Source organism: Duganella aceris, from assembly GCF_011090165.1.
Taxonomy (GTDB): domain Bacteria; phylum Pseudomonadota; class Gammaproteobacteria; order Burkholderiales; family Burkholderiaceae_D; genus Rugamonas; species Rugamonas aceris.
The window spans coordinates 93,407-111,135 of sequence record NZ_JAADJT010000004.1 but is presented as its reverse complement, the minus strand read 5'-3'; the positions used below and the strand labels follow the sequence as shown (position 1 = coordinate 111,135).

The 17,729-nt window shown below is 65.9% G+C and carries 15 protein-coding genes; 6 read left to right on the top strand and 9 right to left on the bottom strand.

Annotated elements, in window-relative coordinates; genetic code table 11:
* Window positions 1–62: 62 nt before the first annotated feature.
* From GW587_RS10095 to GW587_RS10055, 9 genes are read right to left on the bottom strand one after another with little or no spacing between them, the layout of a single operon-like run.
* Entirely contained in the window at window positions 63–3,179 is a 3,117-nt protein-coding gene (locus GW587_RS10095; protein WP_166101918.1) for a DUF6701 domain-containing protein, read from the bottom strand.
* Between the two features lie 10 nt (window positions 3,180–3,189).
* The gene (locus GW587_RS10090) at window positions 3,190–3,633 is read right to left on the bottom strand and encodes an agglutinin biogenesis protein MshP (RefSeq protein ID WP_229259378.1); all 444 of its coding nucleotides are present in this window, start codon (window positions 3,631–3,633) and stop codon (window positions 3,190–3,192) included.
* The gene (locus tag GW587_RS10085; RefSeq protein WP_229259377.1) at window positions 3,630–4,469 is read right to left on the bottom strand and encodes a PulJ/GspJ family protein; all 840 of its coding nucleotides are present in this window, start codon (window positions 4,467–4,469) and stop codon (window positions 3,630–3,632) included. Before GW587_RS10085 ends, GW587_RS10090 begins: the two co-directional genes overlap by 4 nt.
* The gene (locus GW587_RS10080; RefSeq protein WP_166101916.1) at window positions 4,466–5,035 is read right to left on the bottom strand and encodes a prepilin-type N-terminal cleavage/methylation domain-containing protein; all 570 of its coding nucleotides are present in this window, start codon (window positions 5,033–5,035) and stop codon (window positions 4,466–4,468) included. Before GW587_RS10080 ends, GW587_RS10085 begins: the two co-directional genes overlap by 4 nt.
* Window positions 5,025–5,561 carry a prepilin-type N-terminal cleavage/methylation domain-containing protein gene (locus tag GW587_RS10075; protein WP_166102723.1) on the bottom strand — a complete coding sequence of 179 codons (537 nt, stop codon included), beginning with the start codon at window positions 5,559–5,561 and terminating at the stop codon, window positions 5,025–5,027. Before GW587_RS10075 ends, GW587_RS10080 begins: the two co-directional genes overlap by 11 nt.
* Before the next feature lie 19 nt (window positions 5,562–5,580).
* Window positions 5,581–6,045: a type II secretion system protein gene (locus GW587_RS31740; protein ID WP_166101915.1), complete on the bottom strand. Its 465-nt coding sequence runs from the start codon at window positions 6,043–6,045 to the stop codon at window positions 5,581–5,583.
* A gap of 58 nt (window positions 6,046–6,103) precedes the next feature.
* On the bottom strand, window positions 6,104–6,607 hold the full coding sequence (locus GW587_RS10065) for a type II secretion system protein (RefSeq protein ID WP_207393422.1): 504 nt from the start codon (window positions 6,605–6,607) through the stop codon (window positions 6,104–6,106).
* Complete coding sequence (locus tag GW587_RS10060; protein ID WP_166101912.1) at window positions 6,607–7,842, bottom strand: type II secretion system F family protein; 1,236 nt, start codon at window positions 7,840–7,842, stop codon at window positions 6,607–6,609. Before GW587_RS10060 ends, GW587_RS10065 begins: the two co-directional genes overlap by 1 nt.
* A 2-nt stretch (window positions 7,843–7,844) precedes the next feature.
* On the bottom strand, window positions 7,845–9,548 hold the full coding sequence (locus tag GW587_RS10055; RefSeq protein ID WP_166101909.1) for a GspE/PulE family protein: 1,704 nt from the start codon (window positions 9,546–9,548) through the stop codon (window positions 7,845–7,847).
* A 150-nt stretch (window positions 9,549–9,698) separates the two neighbouring features.
* Between GW587_RS10055 and GW587_RS10050 the strand changes: the two genes are divergently transcribed.
* The 6 genes from GW587_RS10050 (at window position 9,699) to GW587_RS10025 (ending at window position 17,723) form a co-directional block, all read left to right on the top strand.
* A complete protein-coding gene (locus GW587_RS10050) occupies window positions 9,699–10,415 on the top strand; it encodes an ABC transporter ATP-binding protein (protein ID WP_166101907.1) in 717 nt (238 codons plus the stop codon).
* Window positions 10,416–10,423: 8 nt separating this feature from the next.
* Entirely contained in the window at window positions 10,424–11,344 is a 921-nt protein-coding gene (locus GW587_RS10045) for an ExeA family protein (RefSeq protein WP_166101904.1), read from the top strand.
* Between the two features lie 73 nt (window positions 11,345–11,417).
* Window positions 11,418–13,253 (top strand): pilus (MSHA type) biogenesis protein MshL, encoded by a 1,836-nt coding sequence (mshL, locus tag GW587_RS10040; protein WP_166101901.1) that lies wholly within the window; start codon window positions 11,418–11,420, stop codon window positions 13,251–13,253.
* The gene (locus tag GW587_RS10035) at window positions 13,250–14,800 is read left to right on the top strand and encodes a tetratricopeptide repeat protein (protein ID WP_229259376.1); all 1,551 of its coding nucleotides are present in this window, start codon (window positions 13,250–13,252) and stop codon (window positions 14,798–14,800) included. The genes mshL and GW587_RS10035 overlap by 4 nt, the downstream gene beginning before the upstream one ends.
* A 5-nt stretch (window positions 14,801–14,805) precedes the next feature.
* The gene (locus tag GW587_RS10030) at window positions 14,806–16,521 is read left to right on the top strand and encodes a GspE/PulE family protein (RefSeq protein WP_166101898.1); all 1,716 of its coding nucleotides are present in this window, start codon (window positions 14,806–14,808) and stop codon (window positions 16,519–16,521) included.
* Complete coding sequence (locus tag GW587_RS10025) at window positions 16,521–17,723, top strand: type II secretion system F family protein (RefSeq protein ID WP_166101895.1); 1,203 nt, start codon at window positions 16,521–16,523, stop codon at window positions 17,721–17,723. The genes GW587_RS10030 and GW587_RS10025 overlap by 1 nt, the downstream gene beginning before the upstream one ends.
* The last annotated feature ends 6 nt before the right edge of the window (window positions 17,724–17,729 follow it).

The following is a 17,729-nucleotide window of genomic DNA, read 5'->3' as shown; positions in this document are numbered from 1 at the left end:
TTAAGTGCATGGCCCCAACTTTTTGCGCTTAATTTGCACAACGAAAATAAAATGAGGCGGAATCAATACACTTCCCGTAAGAAAATCAGCGGACTGCGGTAGACGCCGAAGGTCACCCGCCCGATGGTGCTCGGCAGGTACGGCCACGGATTGAGCACCGCGCTGCCGCCGCTCTTGCCGGTGGTGCTGCCCGCCTTCAGCGACACCTTGGCGGCGCCGGCCGCCAGCGTCCTCTCCGCCCCATCGAGTATGGTCGGGCAAGCCAGCGCGCAACTGGAGAACAGCATGCCGGACGACGGCGTCACCTTGGTGACGCTGTCGGCGGCATTGGTGCGCCAGGCGGCCGTGGTCACGCCGTTGACCACGGTCTGGCCGTAGTATTGGGCCGACAGGTTCAACAACAGCGGTAGCTGTGACGAGCCGTAGGCGTTCGGCACCAGCATGCGGCCGGTGACTATCATGATGCCCGCCTCGACCGGACTGCTGCGCAGCGAAGTCACGCCGTCGTTGGGCGAGGACGTTTCGGTGGCGCGCAGATAGATCGCGGTCGGCGTCACCCAGTTGTTGGCAAACGGCGCCGTCCCGGAGAACATGCGCGGGAAGGTGTAGACCGGTGGCGCCGTCGGACCGAGGCTGGCCCCGTCCGCGCTTCGGACAAAGGCGCTGCTGGCGATGCTGTTCGCGCTCAACACCGAGCCGCTCGGCGACGCCGGCGGATTGACGGTGGTGGTGGTGCCCGGCGCCGAGTAGGCCGACAGCGTCACGCCGCGCGCGAAGATGCCGCGGTAGTTCAGCGTTGTCTTGCTGAGCGTATTTCGCGGCAACACCTGCACCGTGAACGACTGGCCGGAATACGCCATGCCCGGCGCGTTGGCCGGACAGGTCATGCCGGCCGGATCGCAGGTCATGGGCGGCGTGGTGATGACGGTATCGAAATGATCCGGCACGAAACGGCCGATATTGAGCACCGCGTTCTGGATATCGCCGGTGCCGAGGTAGCTGCCCTTGACGCCGGGGGCCGGCGGCATGATGGCGGCGGTCACTTCCAGCGTACCGACGTCGGCGTAGACGAAACTGCCGCTGGCGATGCCGCCGCTGAAGGCGCCGAGCGTTCCGGCCAGCGTCAACTCGGCGTCCGGCGCCGCCGGGTCGACCATCATGTCGGCGAAGCGGCTGCCGCTGGAATCGCGCGCCGGCAGCGGGGTCAGCTTGATCTGCACCGGCGAGCTTTCCTTGCCAAAATTCGGCGCCGGCAAGGCCGGCAGCCCGTACATCAGCGCGATGACGGACATCTGGAAGGAGGTGCCGGCGGTCACGAACACCGGGTCGGTGATGGCGGCCGGGCTGCCGGCCTTGTTGGCGGCGGGTCCGCTCAGCGTCAGTTGCACCGGCCTTTCGACGAACGGTCCCGACGTGCCCAGGCGCGCCGTGTTGTCGCTGGTGAGGAACTCGATGCGGCCGACGTCGGCGTAGTGGAACAGGTAGACCTCGTCCGAGGTGGTCTGGCCGGCCTTGATCAGCACATCGGTCAGGCCGCTCCAGACGCTGGAACTTTGCGCCGGCAGCGCGCCCGACTTGGCGCACAGCGGCAGCGTGGTGACGGCGCCGCTGCTCTTGGTCTTGAAGGTGGCGCGCACGCCCGCGTCCTGCGCCGGGTCGTAGCAGGACAGCGCGTACTTGATCTTCAGCGTGGTGTCCGAGTTCGACAGCGCGGTCGGCACGTTGCCGACCACGAAGGTCAGGTACATCTCGATGTCCTTGTTCGCCAGATATTGCTGGCCGGTGAAGTCGATCGGCTTGCAGGTTTGCGCCGCGCTGTAGAACGGTTCCGCGTTGACGCATTTGCTGTCGGTGAAGTAGTAACTCGGCGTGAACGCCGCCGCCCCGATTTGCGAGCTGACGGTCGAGGTGTCGTTGCCGTCGTAGTAATCGAACAGCGCGCCGCCGACCGCCGCGCTGGTCGTGACCAGGCCGTTCGCGGCGGCGGCCACCGTCACGCGCAGCGTGATCAACGGCAATGTGGTGTTGGCGGCCATGCTGCCGCTGTAGGTGCACATGATGGTCTGGCCGGCCGGGCTGCAACTCCAGCCGGTGCCGGTGGCGCCGGCGTAGATCAGCGCCGACGGCAAGGCCACCGCCACCGTCACCGGACCGCCCTCGGTCAGCGGGCCGTTGTTGCTGACGCTGATCAGGTAGTTGCTGTTTTGCGAAGGCACCAGTGGGCTGCTGAGCGTCATCGAAATCGCGCGGTCGGCCGCCGGCACGTTGGGCGCGGCGATCACCTCGGCGTTCATCAGCACCAGGTCGGAGCCGGACTTGTAGTCGCTGCGCGCCGAGGTCTGGCCGGCCTGGATGGTCGGCGACGAGACCGTGTAGGCGTCGAAGTCGATGCCGTACGAGGCGCTGTCGTTGTTGATGTTGCTGATCGAGTTGAACTGGTTGCCGGACGGATTCAGCGCGTCCGTCATCTCGACGCCGTTGTACTGCAGTATCTCGCCGCCACCCGACAGCGAGCTGTCGCCTTCCCACGTGATGTGGCCGATCTTGCCGGTCAGGCTGCCGATCGGGGTCGGGATCTTGAAGTTACTCAGCGTCAGCGTCACGCCGGAGCTGCGGATGTACTGGAAGCCCTCGTACAAGTTCAGCACGCGGAAGGTTTCGTTCGATTGCGAGTACACCACCAGCAGCTGGAAGCCGCCCAACACCCCCTCCACCGCGCAATATGGCGCGCCGCTGTTGATCGTCAGATCGCCGGCGGTGTAGTCGGCGTTACCCTTGGCCTGCACCTGCGCCGTCACGTCCACCGCGCCGGAGAAGAAGTCGTAGCCGACCGAGTTGGTGGTGTAGCGCCGGTTGCTCGGCGCCGAGACGGCGGTGCCGTCGAAGGTGACGGCATAGTCCGGCGTGGAGCTGGAGCCGGCCCAGTACAGTTGCGCGTTCAGGATGGCGGCGCCGCTGGGGATGCCGCGCAACTGCATCGTCACCGAGCTGCCGATGCTGCACGGGTTGGAGGCATTGCTGGCGGTGCGCAAGGTCTTCTGCGTGCCGGTGAAACTGACGTTGCCGGCGAAGCTCTTGAACAGCGTGATCGGCGAATCGGCGCGGGCGGCGCCGGCGACGAGCCAGCACAGCAGCGCCAGCAGCAGCGGCAACACTTTGGGCAATGTCGGCCGGGTCATCGTCGCCTCCTCAGAATTGAACCGTGACCACGCGCTGGACGTAGTCGATGTTGGCGGGCGCCGGATTGGGACAGGCGCCGCCGGCCGGCTGGTTGCAGGCGGTCGCGGTGACGATGGTGCGGTTCATGACCGCGCCCATGCCGGGCGTGGGCACCACGGTGCACTGCACCGTTACCGTGAAGGCGGTGAGCGAGCCGCCGGGCACGAAGTTGCGCGTCGCCGCGCAGTCGTTGTCGATCTGCTGCCGGTACAAGCCGTATTCGACGCCGGCGCGCGCGGCTTCGTAGGCGCGCGAGCCGAGCAGGTCCAGCGCGGAGCTGGTCTGCTGGCTGGCGGTCAGCGACACGGCGGCCACGGCCAGTCCGGACAGCACCACGATCAGGAAAATGGCCGAGACGATGCTGAAGCCGCCGCTGCGGCGGGCGCGCGCGATGGATGACTGGCTGGACTTCACGGCGTATTGTCCACGTGGACCTGGCGCACCAGGTTGATGTTTTCGCCGTTGGCGCGCGCCAGCCCGAGCGTCACGCCGACCAGCGCGGCGTTGGTGTTGGCCAGCACCGAGTAATCGAAGCGGCAGCCGGACACCATGTTGGCCAGCAGCGCGCCGGTGCCGAGCGCGCCGGTGCCGGTGCCGTCCAGGATGTTGGGCGAGACGAAGCGGGTCAGGTTGCCGGCGCCGCCCGCCGCCGGCGTGCAGACATAGGTAACGGTGCCGGTCACCACCTGGAAGCGGTTGGTCGGCGACGGCATCGACGGCGAGGCGACGGCGAACGGATTGCTGGCAAGCGTGATCAGCGTGCCGTTGACCGCCGCGACCCGGGCGATATTTCCGCCCGTGTAAGCGTTGGCGGGCGCGACGCCGACGTTGAAGACGGTGATGAAGTTGCCGGGCACGATGGCCTGCCGGCCGGTCGGCGCGGCGCCGGCCATGTTGAACGCCAGCGAGGCGGTGGCGGGATTGAAATCCAGCGGCAGCAGCGTGGCCGGCGGCGCATCGGCGACGTCGATGTAGCGGCCGCCGGTGCTGGTGATCAGGAATTGCAGCGTGCGTTGGTTGTTGGCGACGACGATGCTGTTCGGCAGCGCCAGCCGCAGTTCGCGGCTGATGCGGCGCAGCGCCAGGTCGGCGACATCGGTCATCTCCGCGCGCGCCGCGCTGTCGACGTAGTTTTCCACCGAGTTGCGCATGAACAGCGCCACCACGCCGCCGAGGATGCCGGTGATGGTGATGACGATGATCGCTTCCACCAGCGTGAAGCCGCCCATGCGGCGCGAGCGGCGCATCATATCGACCTCGGCGCATAGCGGGTGCGGTAGCCGTCCAGCACCACGCTGTTGGTGTTGTCGTAGGTGACGGTGACTGTGATGCGCAGCACTTTCATGCTGGCCGGCGTGGCGCTGGAGGTGATCTGCGCGCCGGCCGGGCCCAGCGGCTGGTCCGCAGCGATCGCGACGATGGCCGTGTAGCCGGCCGGGAACGGATTTCCGGCGGCATCCGCCATATAGGTCGCGCTGCCGCCACCACCGACGTAGTCGTTGACATTATCGAACGGACGCGTATTGATCGGCTCCGGTCCCATGCTTTCTGCCAATCCGCAATCTGCCGGATTAGCCGTGTTGGGGTCTTCAGCTTTGGGGTCGCTGGCGTCGCAGAACGTGAACCGCGCCAGCCTCACCTCCTCCATCATGCCTTCGGCGATGGCCAATGCCTGCTTGCGCCGCATCGGGTCCGGGCTGGAGCGCGCGCTCATGGCCAGCACCTGCAACACGGACGCGACCGCGATGCCGACGATGACCATGAACATGACCAGCTCGATCAGCGTGAGTCCGGCTTGGCGGCGTTTAATTGACATAGCCGGTCGCCGCGTTGACGGTGATGGGATACGCGGTGCCGCCGCCGGTGACGCTGATCGCCAGCGTGGCGAAGGTCGAGGTCACGGCGTTCACGGCGTCCGCTTGCGCGAAGGGCGCGCCGGTGGCGTCGAAGGAGAAAGTGCTTGCGGCCGGCGTCATGGTCACCCCGTTGGGCAGGCCTTCACAGGCCCAGCTGGTGAGATTGCCGCAAGCGGCCAAGGTCGCCCTGGAGCCGGAGTTGTTTCCGGATGCGGGCGGCACCCTGGCGTTGCAGGCGGCGTCGTAGCACAGCGCCACGCTGGTGTCGTTCAGCCGCACGAAGACGTTGCGGCCCTGGGCGATGGCGATTTTCTGACCGTAGCGCATCAGACCCTTGACCTGGTCGCTGTAGGCCCGGCCGTCGAAACCGCCGGTGGCGAAACGCGGCATGGCGACGGCGGCCAGAATGCCCACCAGCACCAGCACCGTCACCAGCTCGACCAGGGTAAAGCCGGACTGCGCGGTCCGGCGCGGTCCTTGTGGCATCACGCCAGGCCCGCAGGGCTTAACAAGATCCGATGACGGCGGCGATAGTGACGGCGCCACTGGACGGTACGTAAGTCACGGAGCAGCCCGTGAAGTCGGTAGCGGTCGGGCCCGGACGCAACACACCATCGGTAGCGAAGGTAGATGCATCGAAGCCGGTCAGGTCCACAGCGGCGGCAATGCCGGCGAACGTCGGGTAGCCGGTCGTGTTGTTCACCGTCACCGCCGGAGTGTCATACGACGACGTGCCGGTGGATGGCGATCCGGCGGCCAGCCAGCGGCCGTGGTACATCGCCGAAGCGCTGCTGATGGCGGCACGCGCGCCGTTCATCTTCGCCAGACGCGCATCGGCGCCCAGGTTGGCGAAACGCGGCAGCGCGGTGGCGGCCAGGATGCCGAGAATGACGATCACGACGATCAGTTCGATCAGCGTAAAGCCGCCCTGTGCGTTGCGGGCGAACGAGCGGGATGGTTTGGTTTGCATGTGAGACTCCAACTTTAAAATGGGCAACGTCGTACTGTCTTCGGATCGGCTCTCGGCTCTAGTTTTGGACTTGATTCAACGCGACACCGGCTCCATCGGCGGGTGCGCTTTTTACGCTGGCATTTTTTGGGAACAAGCGAAACGATTCTACCTTGAAACATATGCGATCTGTGTCATTACATGACACATTGTTGCTAACAAGAACATAAATTAGTTGGTGCTGTACAACATCGAAGTACCAATTGCCCGCTTCGACCGCTTTTCCGTCGGACGGTCCGAGCTCGCCGCGATAATTTTCCGGCGGCCGCTGCAGCAAGCCGATCGGGTTCGAGCCCTCCAGTTTCGCGATGCCATCGCTGTCGCCGCGCACCTGCAACGACATCTCGCGCGATTTCAGCGCGCTGCGCATATTGTTCACCAGCGCCTGCACGCCCGCCTTGTCGCCCTGCTTGCCGTAAAAGCTCACGCGCTGCAACACCACCATCAGCACCAGCCCGAACACGATCACCACCACGGCGAACTCGAACAGGCTGAAGCCGCCCCGGCGTCGTGGCGCGCGCATCAGTGCGGCAACGCCACTTTGCCCAGATCCCAGATCGGCACGAAGATGCCCAGCGCCAGAATCAGCACCAGCACGCCGAGGAAAGTGATCAGGATCGGTTCGATCTGCGCCGCCAGCGTCTTCAATTCGTAGTCCACTTCGCGTTCGTACATCTGGGCGATCTCGTCCATCAGCTCGTCCAGCGAACCGGACTCCTCGCCCACCGCGATCATTTGCAGCACCACCGGCGTGAACACCCCGGCGGCGGCGGCGGTGCGCAGGATGCTGTCGCCGCGCTCGACGCCGTCGCGCATCTGCTCCACCCGCGACGACAGATAAGCGTTGTCCACCGTCTGCGACACCACCGTCAGCGCCTGCACGATCGGCACGCCGCTGCGGCTGGACAGCGCGAAGCTGCGCGCGAAGCGCGCCATCGTGGCCTTCTGGATGATCTTGCCGGCGATCGGGAACTTCAGCTTGGAGCGGTCCCACTTGAAGCGTCCGGCGACGGTGTTGATCCAGAAACGGAAGCCGAACACCCCCGCCACCGTCAGCACCAGCAAATGCGGCCAGTAATCCAGCGTGAATTTGGAGGTGCCGATCAGCAGCCGGGTCATCAGCGGCAATTCGGCATGAAAACTCTCGAACACCTTGACGAACTGCGGGATGACGAAAATATTCACGATCACAATCGCCAGCACCATGGCGATCATCACGAAGATCGGATACCTGGTCGCGCTCTTGACCCGCGCCCGCATCTCGCGGTCGAACTCCAGATGGTCGAACAGGCGCAGGAACACCTCCTCCAGCCGCCCGGTCATCTCCCCCACCCGCACCATCGACAGGTAGAAATCGTTGAACACGCCCGGATGCCGCCGCATCGCCGCCGACAGCTCGCGGCCGGCATCCAGCGATTCGCGCAAATCCTTGATGACCTTGCCGAACGACTTGCTGATCGCCGACTCCTGCAAGCCCGCCAGCCCACGCATGATGGGCACGCCCGACTTGAGCAGGGTGTACAGCTGGCGGCTGAACAGCTGCACGTCCATCGAGGTGACCTTTTTCTCCATCATCGTTTCCCACCACGCGTCGCCGGCGGCGCCGGCGCTGGCGGCCTTCTTGGTCAGCAGGATCTCCACCGGCGTCGCGCCGGAACCGACCAGATGGTTGGCCACGGCGCCGCTGTCGGCCGCCTCCAGCACGCCCTGCAGCAGTTGACCACGCGCATCGCGCGCCTTATAGGCAAAAAACGGCACGTTTATTCCTCGCTCTGGTTACTGATGCGCATCGCCTCGGCCACCGTGGTGCGGCCCTGGATCACCAGCTGCACCGCGTGGCGGCGCAAGGTTTCGCCCGCCATCTGCGCGGCGGCGGCTTTCAGGAAGACAGCCGGATCGGCATCGTTGGCGGCGTCGACCACATCGCGCGTCATCTCCAGCAGCTCATAGACGCCGGTCCGGCCGCGATATCCCATGCCGTTGCAATGCGAACAACCCTTGCCGTGGAAATAGCGCGCCTTGTCGACCTTGTCGTTGAGCTCCATGCGCAGCCACTCGTGCTCGGTCGGGGTCAGTTCGTACGGCCCGGTGCAGCTTTCGCAGATCACCCTCACCAGCCGCTGCGCCAGCACCGCCTGCAGGGAACTGCCGACCATGTAGCGCGGCACGCCCATGTCCATCAGCCGCAACGGCGTGCTGGCGGCATCGTTGGTGTGCAGCGTCGACAGCACCAGGTGACCCGTCATCGCGGCGCGCAGGCCGATCTGGGCGGTTTCCTGGTCGCGCATCTCGCCCACCAGCACGATGTCCGGATCCTGCCGCAGCGCCGAGCGCAGCACGCGCGCGAAGTTCAGCTCGATCTTGTCGTTGACCTGCACCTGGTTGACGCCGGGCAGCCGGTACTCGACCGGATCCTCGACCGTGATCAGCTTTTTCTCGACCGAGTTCAACTCGGCCAGCGCGCAGTACAGCGTGGTGGTCTTGCCGCTACCGGTCGGCCCGGTCACCAGCACCAGCCCGTTGGGGCGCTGGACGATGGCGCGGAACTTCTCCACCAGCCCGCGCGGCATGCCGATCGCGTCCAGCCGCAACTGGGTCGAACCCTGGCTCAGCAAACGCATCACCACCGACTCGCCGTACTGGGTCGGCATGGTGGAGATACGCACGTCGATGCGCTGGTTCTTGACCCGCACCGCGAAGCGGCCGTCCTGCGGCAAGCGCTTCTCGGAGATGTCCAGGTCCGACATCAGCTTCAGCCGCAACGCCAGCGACGGCGCGATCTTGATATCGGCCTCGGTCTGCAGGTGCAGCACGCCGTCGATGCGGAAACGGATCTGCAGCCGGCTTTCCTGCGGTTCGATATGGATGTCGGAAGCGCGCACCTGCGCCGCGTCGTCGAACACCGATTGCAGCAGCTTGACCACCGGCGCTTCTTCCAGGTTCGGATTGGCCGCCAGCGCGCCGAAGTCGACCGAAACGTCGCCCAGGTCCTGCTCCAGCTCGCGCGCCAGGTCGGAGATATCCTCGGTGCGGCGGTAGATGCGGTCGATGGCGCCCAGCACCTCGGTCTCGTTGACCACCGCCAGCTCGATGTTCTGCTTGACGATGCGGGAAATCTCGTCGTAGGCGAACAGGTCGGTCGGATCCGACATGCCGACCAGCAGCGTGCCGCGCCGGTCCTCCAGCACCAGCGCGCGGAAGCGGCGGGCCTGGGTTTCCGGCAGCAGGCGCACGATCTCCGGATTGATGTTGTAGAACTTCAGGTTCAGGTAGGGGATGTTCAGCTGGCGCGCCAGCGCGCCGGCGATCTGTTCCTCGGTGACATAGCCGTTCTCGATGAACACGCGGCCCAGCTTGCGGCCGCTGCGCTTTTGCTCGGTCAGCGCCAACCCCAGTTGCTCCTCCGACAGCAGCTTTTGCTGTACCAGGATCTCTCCCAACCGGACTTTCTCTGGCCTTGCCATACCCGCTCCTTGATTGATGCCGCAAATAAACTTGCGGCCATTCTATTCCAGAATGTGGCAATCGCGAATGCATAGGCGACAGGGTGTCGCTTTCTGCGCACGAATGCGCTACAGTGTGGTTCGTTTCCTCAGACACACATCATCCCCGCCATGACCGTACCGGCCCTCCGTTTCCAGCAAGTCGTCAAGCGCTATGGCGCGGCCAGCGTGTTGCAGGGCGTGGACCTGGAATTGCAGGCGGGCCAGTGCTTCGGCCTGGTCGGCGTCAACGGCGCCGGCAAGACCAGCCTGATCAAGTGCCTGCTGGACTTCTGCGGGCTGGACGGCGGCGCCATCGAGATTTTCGGCCGGCCGCACCGCGATCCGGCCGCGCGCGTGCCGCTGGGCTTCCTGCCGGAACGCTTCACCCCGCCCTACTACCTGACCGGCGCCGACTTCATCCGCTACCTGTTGACGCTGCAGGGACTGCGCTACGACGCCGACGCCGTGGCCGCCATGCTGGCCGCGCTGGACCTGGAGCCGGCCGCGCTGAAGCGCACGGTGCGCCAGTATTCCAAGGGCATGACGCAAAAGCTCGGGCTGGCCGCCTGCCTTTTATCGCGCAAGCAGCTATATATATTGGACGAGCCGATGAGCGGGCTTGATCCGAAGGCGCGCGCGCTGCTCAAGGCGCAGTTGCGTCAATTACAACAGGCCGGCGGCACCTTGTTCCTGACCTCGCACGCGCTGGCCGACGTCGACGAACTGTGCGACCGCATGGCGATCCTGCACGACGGCCGCATCCGCTTCAGCGGCACCCCGGCCGAATGCCGCGAGCGCTACGGCGCCGGCACGCTGGAACAAGCCTTCCTGGCCTGCATCGCGTGAGCGGCGCCATGTACCAATCGCACTTCGGCCTGCGCGAAACGCCGTTCGGCATCACCCCGAACCCGGCGTTTTTCTATTCGGGCAACACCCGTGGCGACATCCTCGACGCCTTGATCTACGCGGTCGGCAGCGGCGAAGGCATGATCAAGGTCACCGGCGAGGTCGGAACCGGCAAGACCATGTTGTGCCGCATGCTGGAAAGCCGGCTGCCGCCGCACATCGACGCGATCTACCTGGTCAACCCCAACCTGAACCCGCTGGAGGTGCAATACGCGATCGCCGCCGAGCTGGGCCTGGAAACCCGGGGCCTGCGCACCGACGAGGTGCAGCGCCTGCTGCACGCCGAGCTGATCGCCAAACACGGGGCCGGGCGCCAGGTGGTGTTGCTGGTCGAGGAGGCGCAGGCGATGCCGCTCGATACGCTGGAAGCGATCCGGCTGCTGACCAACCTGGAAACCGCGCGCAGCAAGCTGCTGCAGATCGTGCTGTTCGGCCAGCCGGAGCTCGACCAGCATCTGGAGCTGTCCAGCATGCGCCAGTTAAAGGAACGCATCACCCACAGCTTCCACGTGCCGGCCATGGAGGCGACGCTGATCGGCGAGTTCCTCGACTTCCGCCTGCGCGCCGCCGGCCACGCCGGCCCGGCCATTTTCACGCCGGCGGCGGCCAAACTGATCGCCGAGCGCTCGGAGGGCATCGTCCGCCGCATCAATATCCTGGCCGACAAGGCGCTGCTGGCCGCGTTCGCCGAGGACGTCGCCGTGGTCGGCGCGCGTCACGCCCGCCAGGCCATCGCCGAGTCGCCGTTCCGCCGCCGGCGCGGGCTGGCGGCGCGTTGGCAGGTCAAGGCCGTTGTTATGGGGTGCTTGCTAGGAATGTTTATTGTTGGAATATGCCTGACCATCCTTGCGGTGGCGCGGGATTTATAAGATCATGAATAGAAAATTGCAAAAGCACAACAAAAAGAATAACGGCGCCGCTCCCCCAGGTACGAAAGCACAGATGAAAAAACTCCGCCCGTCCCTCGTCCCCGTGGTGTGCAGCGTGTTGTTGAGCGGCTGCGCCAGCCACGTCATTCCGAATGCGCCGACGCATATCACCGAGGCCCCGCCGCCGTCCGGCACCATTCCGGACCAGGTGCGGCAAAGCATGGTGCCACCGCCGCCGAAGCCGACCGCCAAGGTGGAGACCTATAGCGTGACCGTGCACAAGGTGCCGGTGCAGTCGCTATTGTTCGCGCTGGCCCGCGACGCTGGCCTGAATGTCGACGTCCATCCAGGCATCGAGGGAACGGTCACGTTGAACGCGCTCGACCAAACGCTGCCACAGTTGCTGAACCGCATCCAGCGCCAGGTCGACATGCGCTACGACATCAACGCCGGCACGCTGACGGTGTTGCCGGATACGCCGGAATGGCGCAACTACAAGGTCGATTACGTCAACATCGCGCGCAGCACCATCAGCAGCGTCAACATCGCGACCCAGATCTCCACCACCGGCGCCGGTGGTTCCGGCAGCGACTCCAACAACAACGGCATGCAGCAATATCAGCAAGCCAACGCCGGGGGCGCGGCCAACAACCCGTCCAACCAGAGTGGCAACGGCGGCAATGGGTCGAACGGCGCCAACGGAAACGGCAGCAACAACTCGACCACCGTGGTGAATAACCGTTCGGACAACAATTTCTGGGCCAACCTGGAAAAGAACATCCGCGACATGTTACGGTCGTCCAACCTGAACGACACCGCCGCCGATGCGCCGGCCGGCCCACAGCAGCCGCAGTCCGCTCAGCAATTCGGCGCCGCGCCGGCGGCGGCGGGACGGCCGGCGGCCGGCAGTTCGGTCATCGTCAACCCCGAGGGCGGGCTGATCGCGGTGCGCGCGACCGGGCGCCAGCATGAAAAAATCCAGCAATTCCTCGATGTGGTGCTGGGCGCCGCCAAGCGCCAGGTGTTGATCGAGGCCACCATCATCGAAGTGCGGCTCGGCGACCAGTACCAGCAAGGCATCAACTGGTCGTATCTCGGCAAGGGCGGACTGAAGCTCAACCAGGGCCAGGTCGGCAGCGTGGCGCTGCCCAGCGCCGTCACGCCCAAGACCACGCCCGGCATCTTCCTGCTGGACTACGCCAACCCGACCAGTCGCCTGGGCAATATCGCCACCACCATCCAGCTGCTGGAGTCGTTCGGCAAGGTCAAAGTGCTGTCCAGCCCGAAGATCAGCGTGCTCAACAACCAGACCGCGCTGCTGAAGGTGGTCGACAACAATGTCTTCTTCTCCATCAAGGTCACGCCGGCCGTGCTGGGCGTGAACGGCACGCCCACCTCGCCGGCCACCTATGAATCGCACCTGGAGACGGTGCCGGTCGGCTTCGTCATGAGCGTCACGCCGCAGATCTCCGACAGCGACGAGGTGACGCTGAACGTGCGGCCGACCATCACCCGCATCGTCGGCTACGTGCAGGATCCGAATCCGGCGCTGGCGGCCGGCAATGTCGTCAGCAAGGTGCCGGTGATCCAGGCGCGCGAGCTGGAATCGATCATGAAGGTCAGCAGCGGCCAGATCGCCGTCATGGGTGGACTGATGCAGGACTCGGTCGACAACACCAAGGACGGCCTGCCGGGACTGAGCAGCCTGCCGCTGGTCGGCAACTTGTTCGCCTACCGCAACGAGAACAGCACCAAGACCGAGCTGGTGATCTTCATGCGCCCGGTCGTGGTCAAGGACGCCAGCGTCAACGGCGACTACAAGGACTACCGCTACATGTTGCCGGGCCAGCAGCCCGACAACGAAGCCTATCCGGTTCCGGTTCCCACCACCAAGGCGAATGGATTATGAGTCTGTTAATGCAGGCGCTGAAGAAAGCCGAGCGCGCCAAACAAAACTCGGTCCCCGAAGAAGAGCTGGACAAGCCGTCGCAGGCGTTCGACGACATCCTGGCGCTGACACCGGAACCAGTGGCGGCACCGGCGGCGGCGCCGCTGGCCAAGCGCGAGCTGAGCCTGGATCTGGAACCGATGGCCGCCTTCAGCCTGGAACCGCTGACGCCGCCGGCGCCGTCCACCGGCGCCGAGCCGCGCCCGTCACCCAATCCCGATCCGGCGCCCAGCGACCATCAGGCAGCGGGGCTGACACTGGACCTGGCCCCCGATCCCGCCGCCCCGCCCGCTCCGGCACGGCCGTTCCCCCCGCCGGCGCCCGCAGCCACCACACCGCCCGCCAACCCGCCGACGGCCGTGCCATCCGCCGCGGCGCCGCCCTCGGCCGCCGCCGGCAAACCCGCCGGCGCAGCCCAGGCGGCACGGAGCGCGAAAGCCGACGCCCGCAAACCGCGCGGCGCGGCGCGCGCCCGCGCGGCGGCCGCCGCCGAGCCCACCGGCATCGATCCGGAACGCATGCGCCTGGCCGGCCTGATAGCGATGCTGCTGCTGATCCTGGGCGGCTTCGGGTTCTATTACTGGCAAGCCGTGATGGCGCCAGGCGCCGGTTCGCGCCTGCCGCCGGTGCCGATGCCGCCGCCCGACGCCACCAGCACCGCGCCGGCGCCGCTGCTGGTGGCCGCCGACACCGTCCCCGGCGCCGGTGACGTCGCATCTCCCGCCATCGATCCGGCCGCCGGCGCCGCGCCGGCGCCGGCCAGCCCTGCCGGCCGCGATGATCTGGAGCGTCGCCTGACCCGCACCGAGCAGGAACTGGCGATCGCGCAGCAAGCGATCCAGGCGCAACAGAGCGCGCCGCGCGCCGACAAGCTGCCGCCGATCGCGGCGGCCGACAACGGCGAGATCCGCGTCGCGCGCGCGGTGCAACCGTCGGCGGTGTCGCCGGCGCTTGACGGCGCCTACCAATCCTTCAACCGGGGCGACCTGACGGCGGCCCAGCAACAATACGAAACCGCACTGCGTCAGGACGGCAACAGCCGCGACGCCCTGCTCGGCCTGGCCGCGCTGTCGGCGCGCCAGAACCAGGGCGACAAGGCGGCGTCCTATTACCAGCGCCTGCTGGAGCTCGATCCGGCCGACAGCGCCGCCACCGCCGGCCTGATCGGCCTGCGCCAGGGCGACGCCGGCCAGAGCGAAAGCCGGCTCAAGGCGGCGCTGGCGGCCAACCCGGAAGCGGCGCCGCTGCTGTTCGCGCTCGGCAACCTGTACGCCCAGCAGGGCCGCTGGTCGGAAGCACAGCAAACCTATTTCCGCGCCTTCAGCGCCGCGCCGGACAACCCGGATTACGCCTTCAACCTGGCCATCGGCCTGGACCGGCTGAACCAGGGCAAGCTGGCGCTGACCTATTACCAGCGCGCGCTGGCGCTGGCGCAGGACAAGGCGGTCGGCTTCGACCGCAACGCGCTGCGCCAACGCATGCATGAACTGGGCGCCACGGCGCATTAAGAACCATGGCGGAACAAGCAAAACTCCCACTCGGCAAACTGCTGATCCAAAAAGGCGTCATCAGCGAAGACCAGCTGCGCATCGCGCTGATCGAGCAAAAACGCAGCAACGAGCCGCTGGGAAAACTGTTGATCACGCTGGGCTTCGTCACCGAGGCCACGGTGCGCGAGGCGCTGTCGGAAAACCTCAACCAGCAAAGCGCCGACCTCAACAGCCTGGTGGTGGACGCGATCGCGCTCAAGCTGATCCCGAAGGAAGTGGCAAAGCGCTACCGGGTGTTCCCGATCGTCTACGAACGCGCCACCGACAACCTGATCCTGGCCATGTCCGACACCAGCAACATCGTCGCGCTGGACCAGATCAGCGCCATGCTGGTCAAGGGCATCACCATCACGCCGCTGCTGGTCAACGAGTCCGACATCCAGCGCGCCATCGACCAGTACTACGGCTTCGAGCTGTCGATCGACGGCATCCTGCACGAGATCGAGACCGGCGAAGTCAACTACGCCAGCCTGGGCACCACCTCGGACGAGTACAGCCAGCCGATGGTGCGCCTGATCGACGCCATCCTGGCCGACGCGGTGCAGAACAGCGCCTCCGACCTGCACTTCGAGCCGGAGCAATCGTTCCTGCGCATCCGCTACCGCATCGACGGCATCCTGCGCCAGATCCGCAGCCTGCACAAATCCTACTGGCCGGCGATGGCGGTGCGGCTGAAGGTGATGTCGACCATGAACATCGCCGAGACCCGCGCACCGCAGGACGGCCGCATCTCGATCAAGTTCTCCGGCCGCCAGATCGACTTCCGCGCCTCGGCGCAGCCGACCACGCACGGCGAGAACTTCGTGCTGCGGGTGCTGGACCGGCAAAAAGGCATCGTGCCGCTCGACGGCCTCGGCCTGGGCGAGGATGAACTGAGCCTGCTCAAGCTGATGATCGCGCGCCCCGACGGCGTGATCCTGGTGACCGGGCCGACCGGCTCCGGCAAGACCACCACGCTGTATTCGATCCTCAACCACATCAACACCGAGAGCGTCAACATCATGACGCTGGAGGATCCGGTCGAGTATCCGATGAACATGATCCGGCAAACCTCGGTCAACGAATCGGTCAAGATGGGCTTCGCCGAGGGCATCCGCTCGATGATGCGGCAGGATCCGGACATCATCCTGGTCGGCGAGATCCGCGACAAGGAGACCGCCGAAATGGCCTTCTCCGCCGCCATGACCGGCCACCAGGTGTACTCGACGCTGCACACCAATTCGGCGATCGGCTCGATCCCGCGCCTGCTCGACATCGGCGTGGTGCCGGACATCATGGCCGGCAACATCATCGGCATCATCGCGCAGCGGCTGGTGCGCCGGCTGTGCCCGAGCTGCCGCGAGCCGCACGTGGCCGACGACGTCGAGCGCCGCCTGCTCGGCCTGGGGCAAGACGTCGGTCCGCAGACGCTGTACCGCGCGGTCGGCTGCGACCAGTGTGCGCACCAGGGCTACAAGGGCCGCATCGCCATCATCGAGTTGCTGAAGATGACGCCGGCGCTGGACGAGATGGTGGCGCGCCGCGCCTCCTCGCGCGAGCTGAAGACGGCGGCCGCCAGCGGCGGCTTCCACAGCCTGATCGACGACGGCGTGCGCCGCGTGATCGAGGGCGTCACCACGCTGGAGGAAGTCGGCCGCGTGGTGGACCTGACCGAACGCCTGAGCGAGCGGATCCACTGATGCCCCAATACTTCTACCGCGCGATGGACGCCGGCGGCCAGATCCAGCCCGGCAACATGGACGCCTCCAACGAGCCGGACCTGGAGCTGCGCCTGCACCGCATGGGCCTGGACCTGATCGATTGCCGCGTCTCGCGCTCGCGGGTGCTGGCGCTCAAGCGCGTCATCACGCGCCGCGACCTGATCAACTTCTGCTTCCACATGGAGCAGCTGACCGGCGCCGGCGTGCCCATCCTCGAAGGCTTGAACGACCTGCGCGAAAGCATCGACCATCCGCGCTTCCGCGAGATGATCACCGGGCTGATCGAAAACATCGAGGGCGGCCAGCAGCTGTCGGCCGCGCTGGCCGCGTATCCGGAGGTGTTCGACCTCACCTTCACCAGCCTGATCACCGCCGGCGAGCAGAGCGGCAAGCTGGCCGAGGTGTTCAAGAACCTGTCGGAAAGCCTGAAGTGGCAGGACGAGCTGGCCTCGCAGACCAAGAAGATCGTGATGTATCCGGCCGCCGTCGGCCTGTTCGTCACCGGCGTGACCTTTTTTCTGATGATCTACCTGGTGCCGCAGCTGACGGCCTTCGTCAAAAACATGGGCAACACGCTGCCGATCCACACCCGCGCGCTGATCTTCGTGTCGAATATTTTCATCAATTACTGGTACATCCTGGTCGCGCTGCCGGTGGCGGCCTGGATCGGCGGCCGCTCCTGGCTGGCGCGCAGCGAGCAGGCGCGCTACGCCGCCGACGGCTTCAAGCTGCGGGTCTGGATGGTCGGACCGGTGCTGCACAAGATCATTCTGGCGCGCTTCGCCACCTTCTTCGCCATGATGTATGCCTCCGGCATCACCATCCTCGAATGCATCCGCCTGTCCGAAGGCATCGTCGGCAACCGCGTGGTGGCGGCCGGCCTGCGCCGCGCCGCGCAGCTGATTTCCGAAGGCCAGGGCATCACCGCCGCGTTCCAGCAGACCGGGATTTTTCCGCCGCTGGTGATCCGCATGCTCAAGGTCGGCGAAGCCACCGGCGCGCTCGACGGCGCGCTGCACAACGTCAGCTATTTCTACAACCGCGAAGTGAAGGAAATGATCGAGAAGGTGCAGTCGCTGATCGAACCGGCGATGACGGTGATCCTCGGCCTGATGGTGGGCTGGATCATGTTGTCGGTGATGGGCCCGATTTACGATACGATCAGCAAGATCAGGACCTGAGGCCAC

What these genes read in the sequence shown, in the direction of transcription:
- GW587_RS31740 (WP_166101915.1), bottom strand. Translation starts at nt 6,045, where the DNA reads ATGCAAACCAAACCATCCCGCTCGTTCGCCCGCAACGCACAGGGCGGC.
- GW587_RS10080 (WP_166101916.1), bottom strand. Translation starts at nt 5,035, where the DNA reads ATGTCAATTAAACGCCGCCAAGCCGGACTCACGCTGATCGAGCTGGTC.
- GW587_RS10095 (WP_166101918.1), bottom strand. Translation starts at nt 3,179, where the DNA reads ATGACCCGGCCGACATTGCCCAAAGTGTTGCCGCTGCTGCTGGCGCTG.
- GW587_RS10065 (WP_207393422.1), bottom strand. Translation starts at nt 6,607, where the DNA reads ATGCGCGCGCCACGACGCCGGGGCGGCTTCAGCCTGTTCGAGTTCGCC.
- mshL (WP_166101901.1), top strand. Translation starts at nt 11,418, where the DNA reads ATGAAAAAACTCCGCCCGTCCCTCGTCCCCGTGGTGTGCAGCGTGTTG.
- GW587_RS10075 (WP_166102723.1), bottom strand. Translation starts at nt 5,561, where the DNA reads ATGCCACAAGGACCGCGCCGGACCGCGCAGTCCGGCTTTACCCTGGTC.
- GW587_RS10035 (WP_229259376.1), top strand. Translation starts at nt 13,250, where the DNA reads ATGAGTCTGTTAATGCAGGCGCTGAAGAAAGCCGAGCGCGCCAAACAA.
- GW587_RS10030 (WP_166101898.1), top strand. Translation starts at nt 14,806, where the DNA reads ATGGCGGAACAAGCAAAACTCCCACTCGGCAAACTGCTGATCCAAAAA.
- GW587_RS10085 (WP_229259377.1), bottom strand. Translation starts at nt 4,469, where the DNA reads ATGATGCGCCGCTCGCGCCGCATGGGCGGCTTCACGCTGGTGGAAGCG.
- GW587_RS10050 (WP_166101907.1), top strand. Translation starts at nt 9,699, where the DNA reads ATGACCGTACCGGCCCTCCGTTTCCAGCAAGTCGTCAAGCGCTATGGC.
- GW587_RS10025 (WP_166101895.1), top strand. Translation starts at nt 16,521, where the DNA reads ATGCCCCAATACTTCTACCGCGCGATGGACGCCGGCGGCCAGATCCAG.
- GW587_RS10055 (WP_166101909.1), bottom strand. Translation starts at nt 9,548, where the DNA reads ATGGCAAGGCCAGAGAAAGTCCGGTTGGGAGAGATCCTGGTACAGCAA.
- GW587_RS10045 (WP_166101904.1), top strand. Translation starts at nt 10,424, where the DNA reads ATGTACCAATCGCACTTCGGCCTGCGCGAAACGCCGTTCGGCATCACC.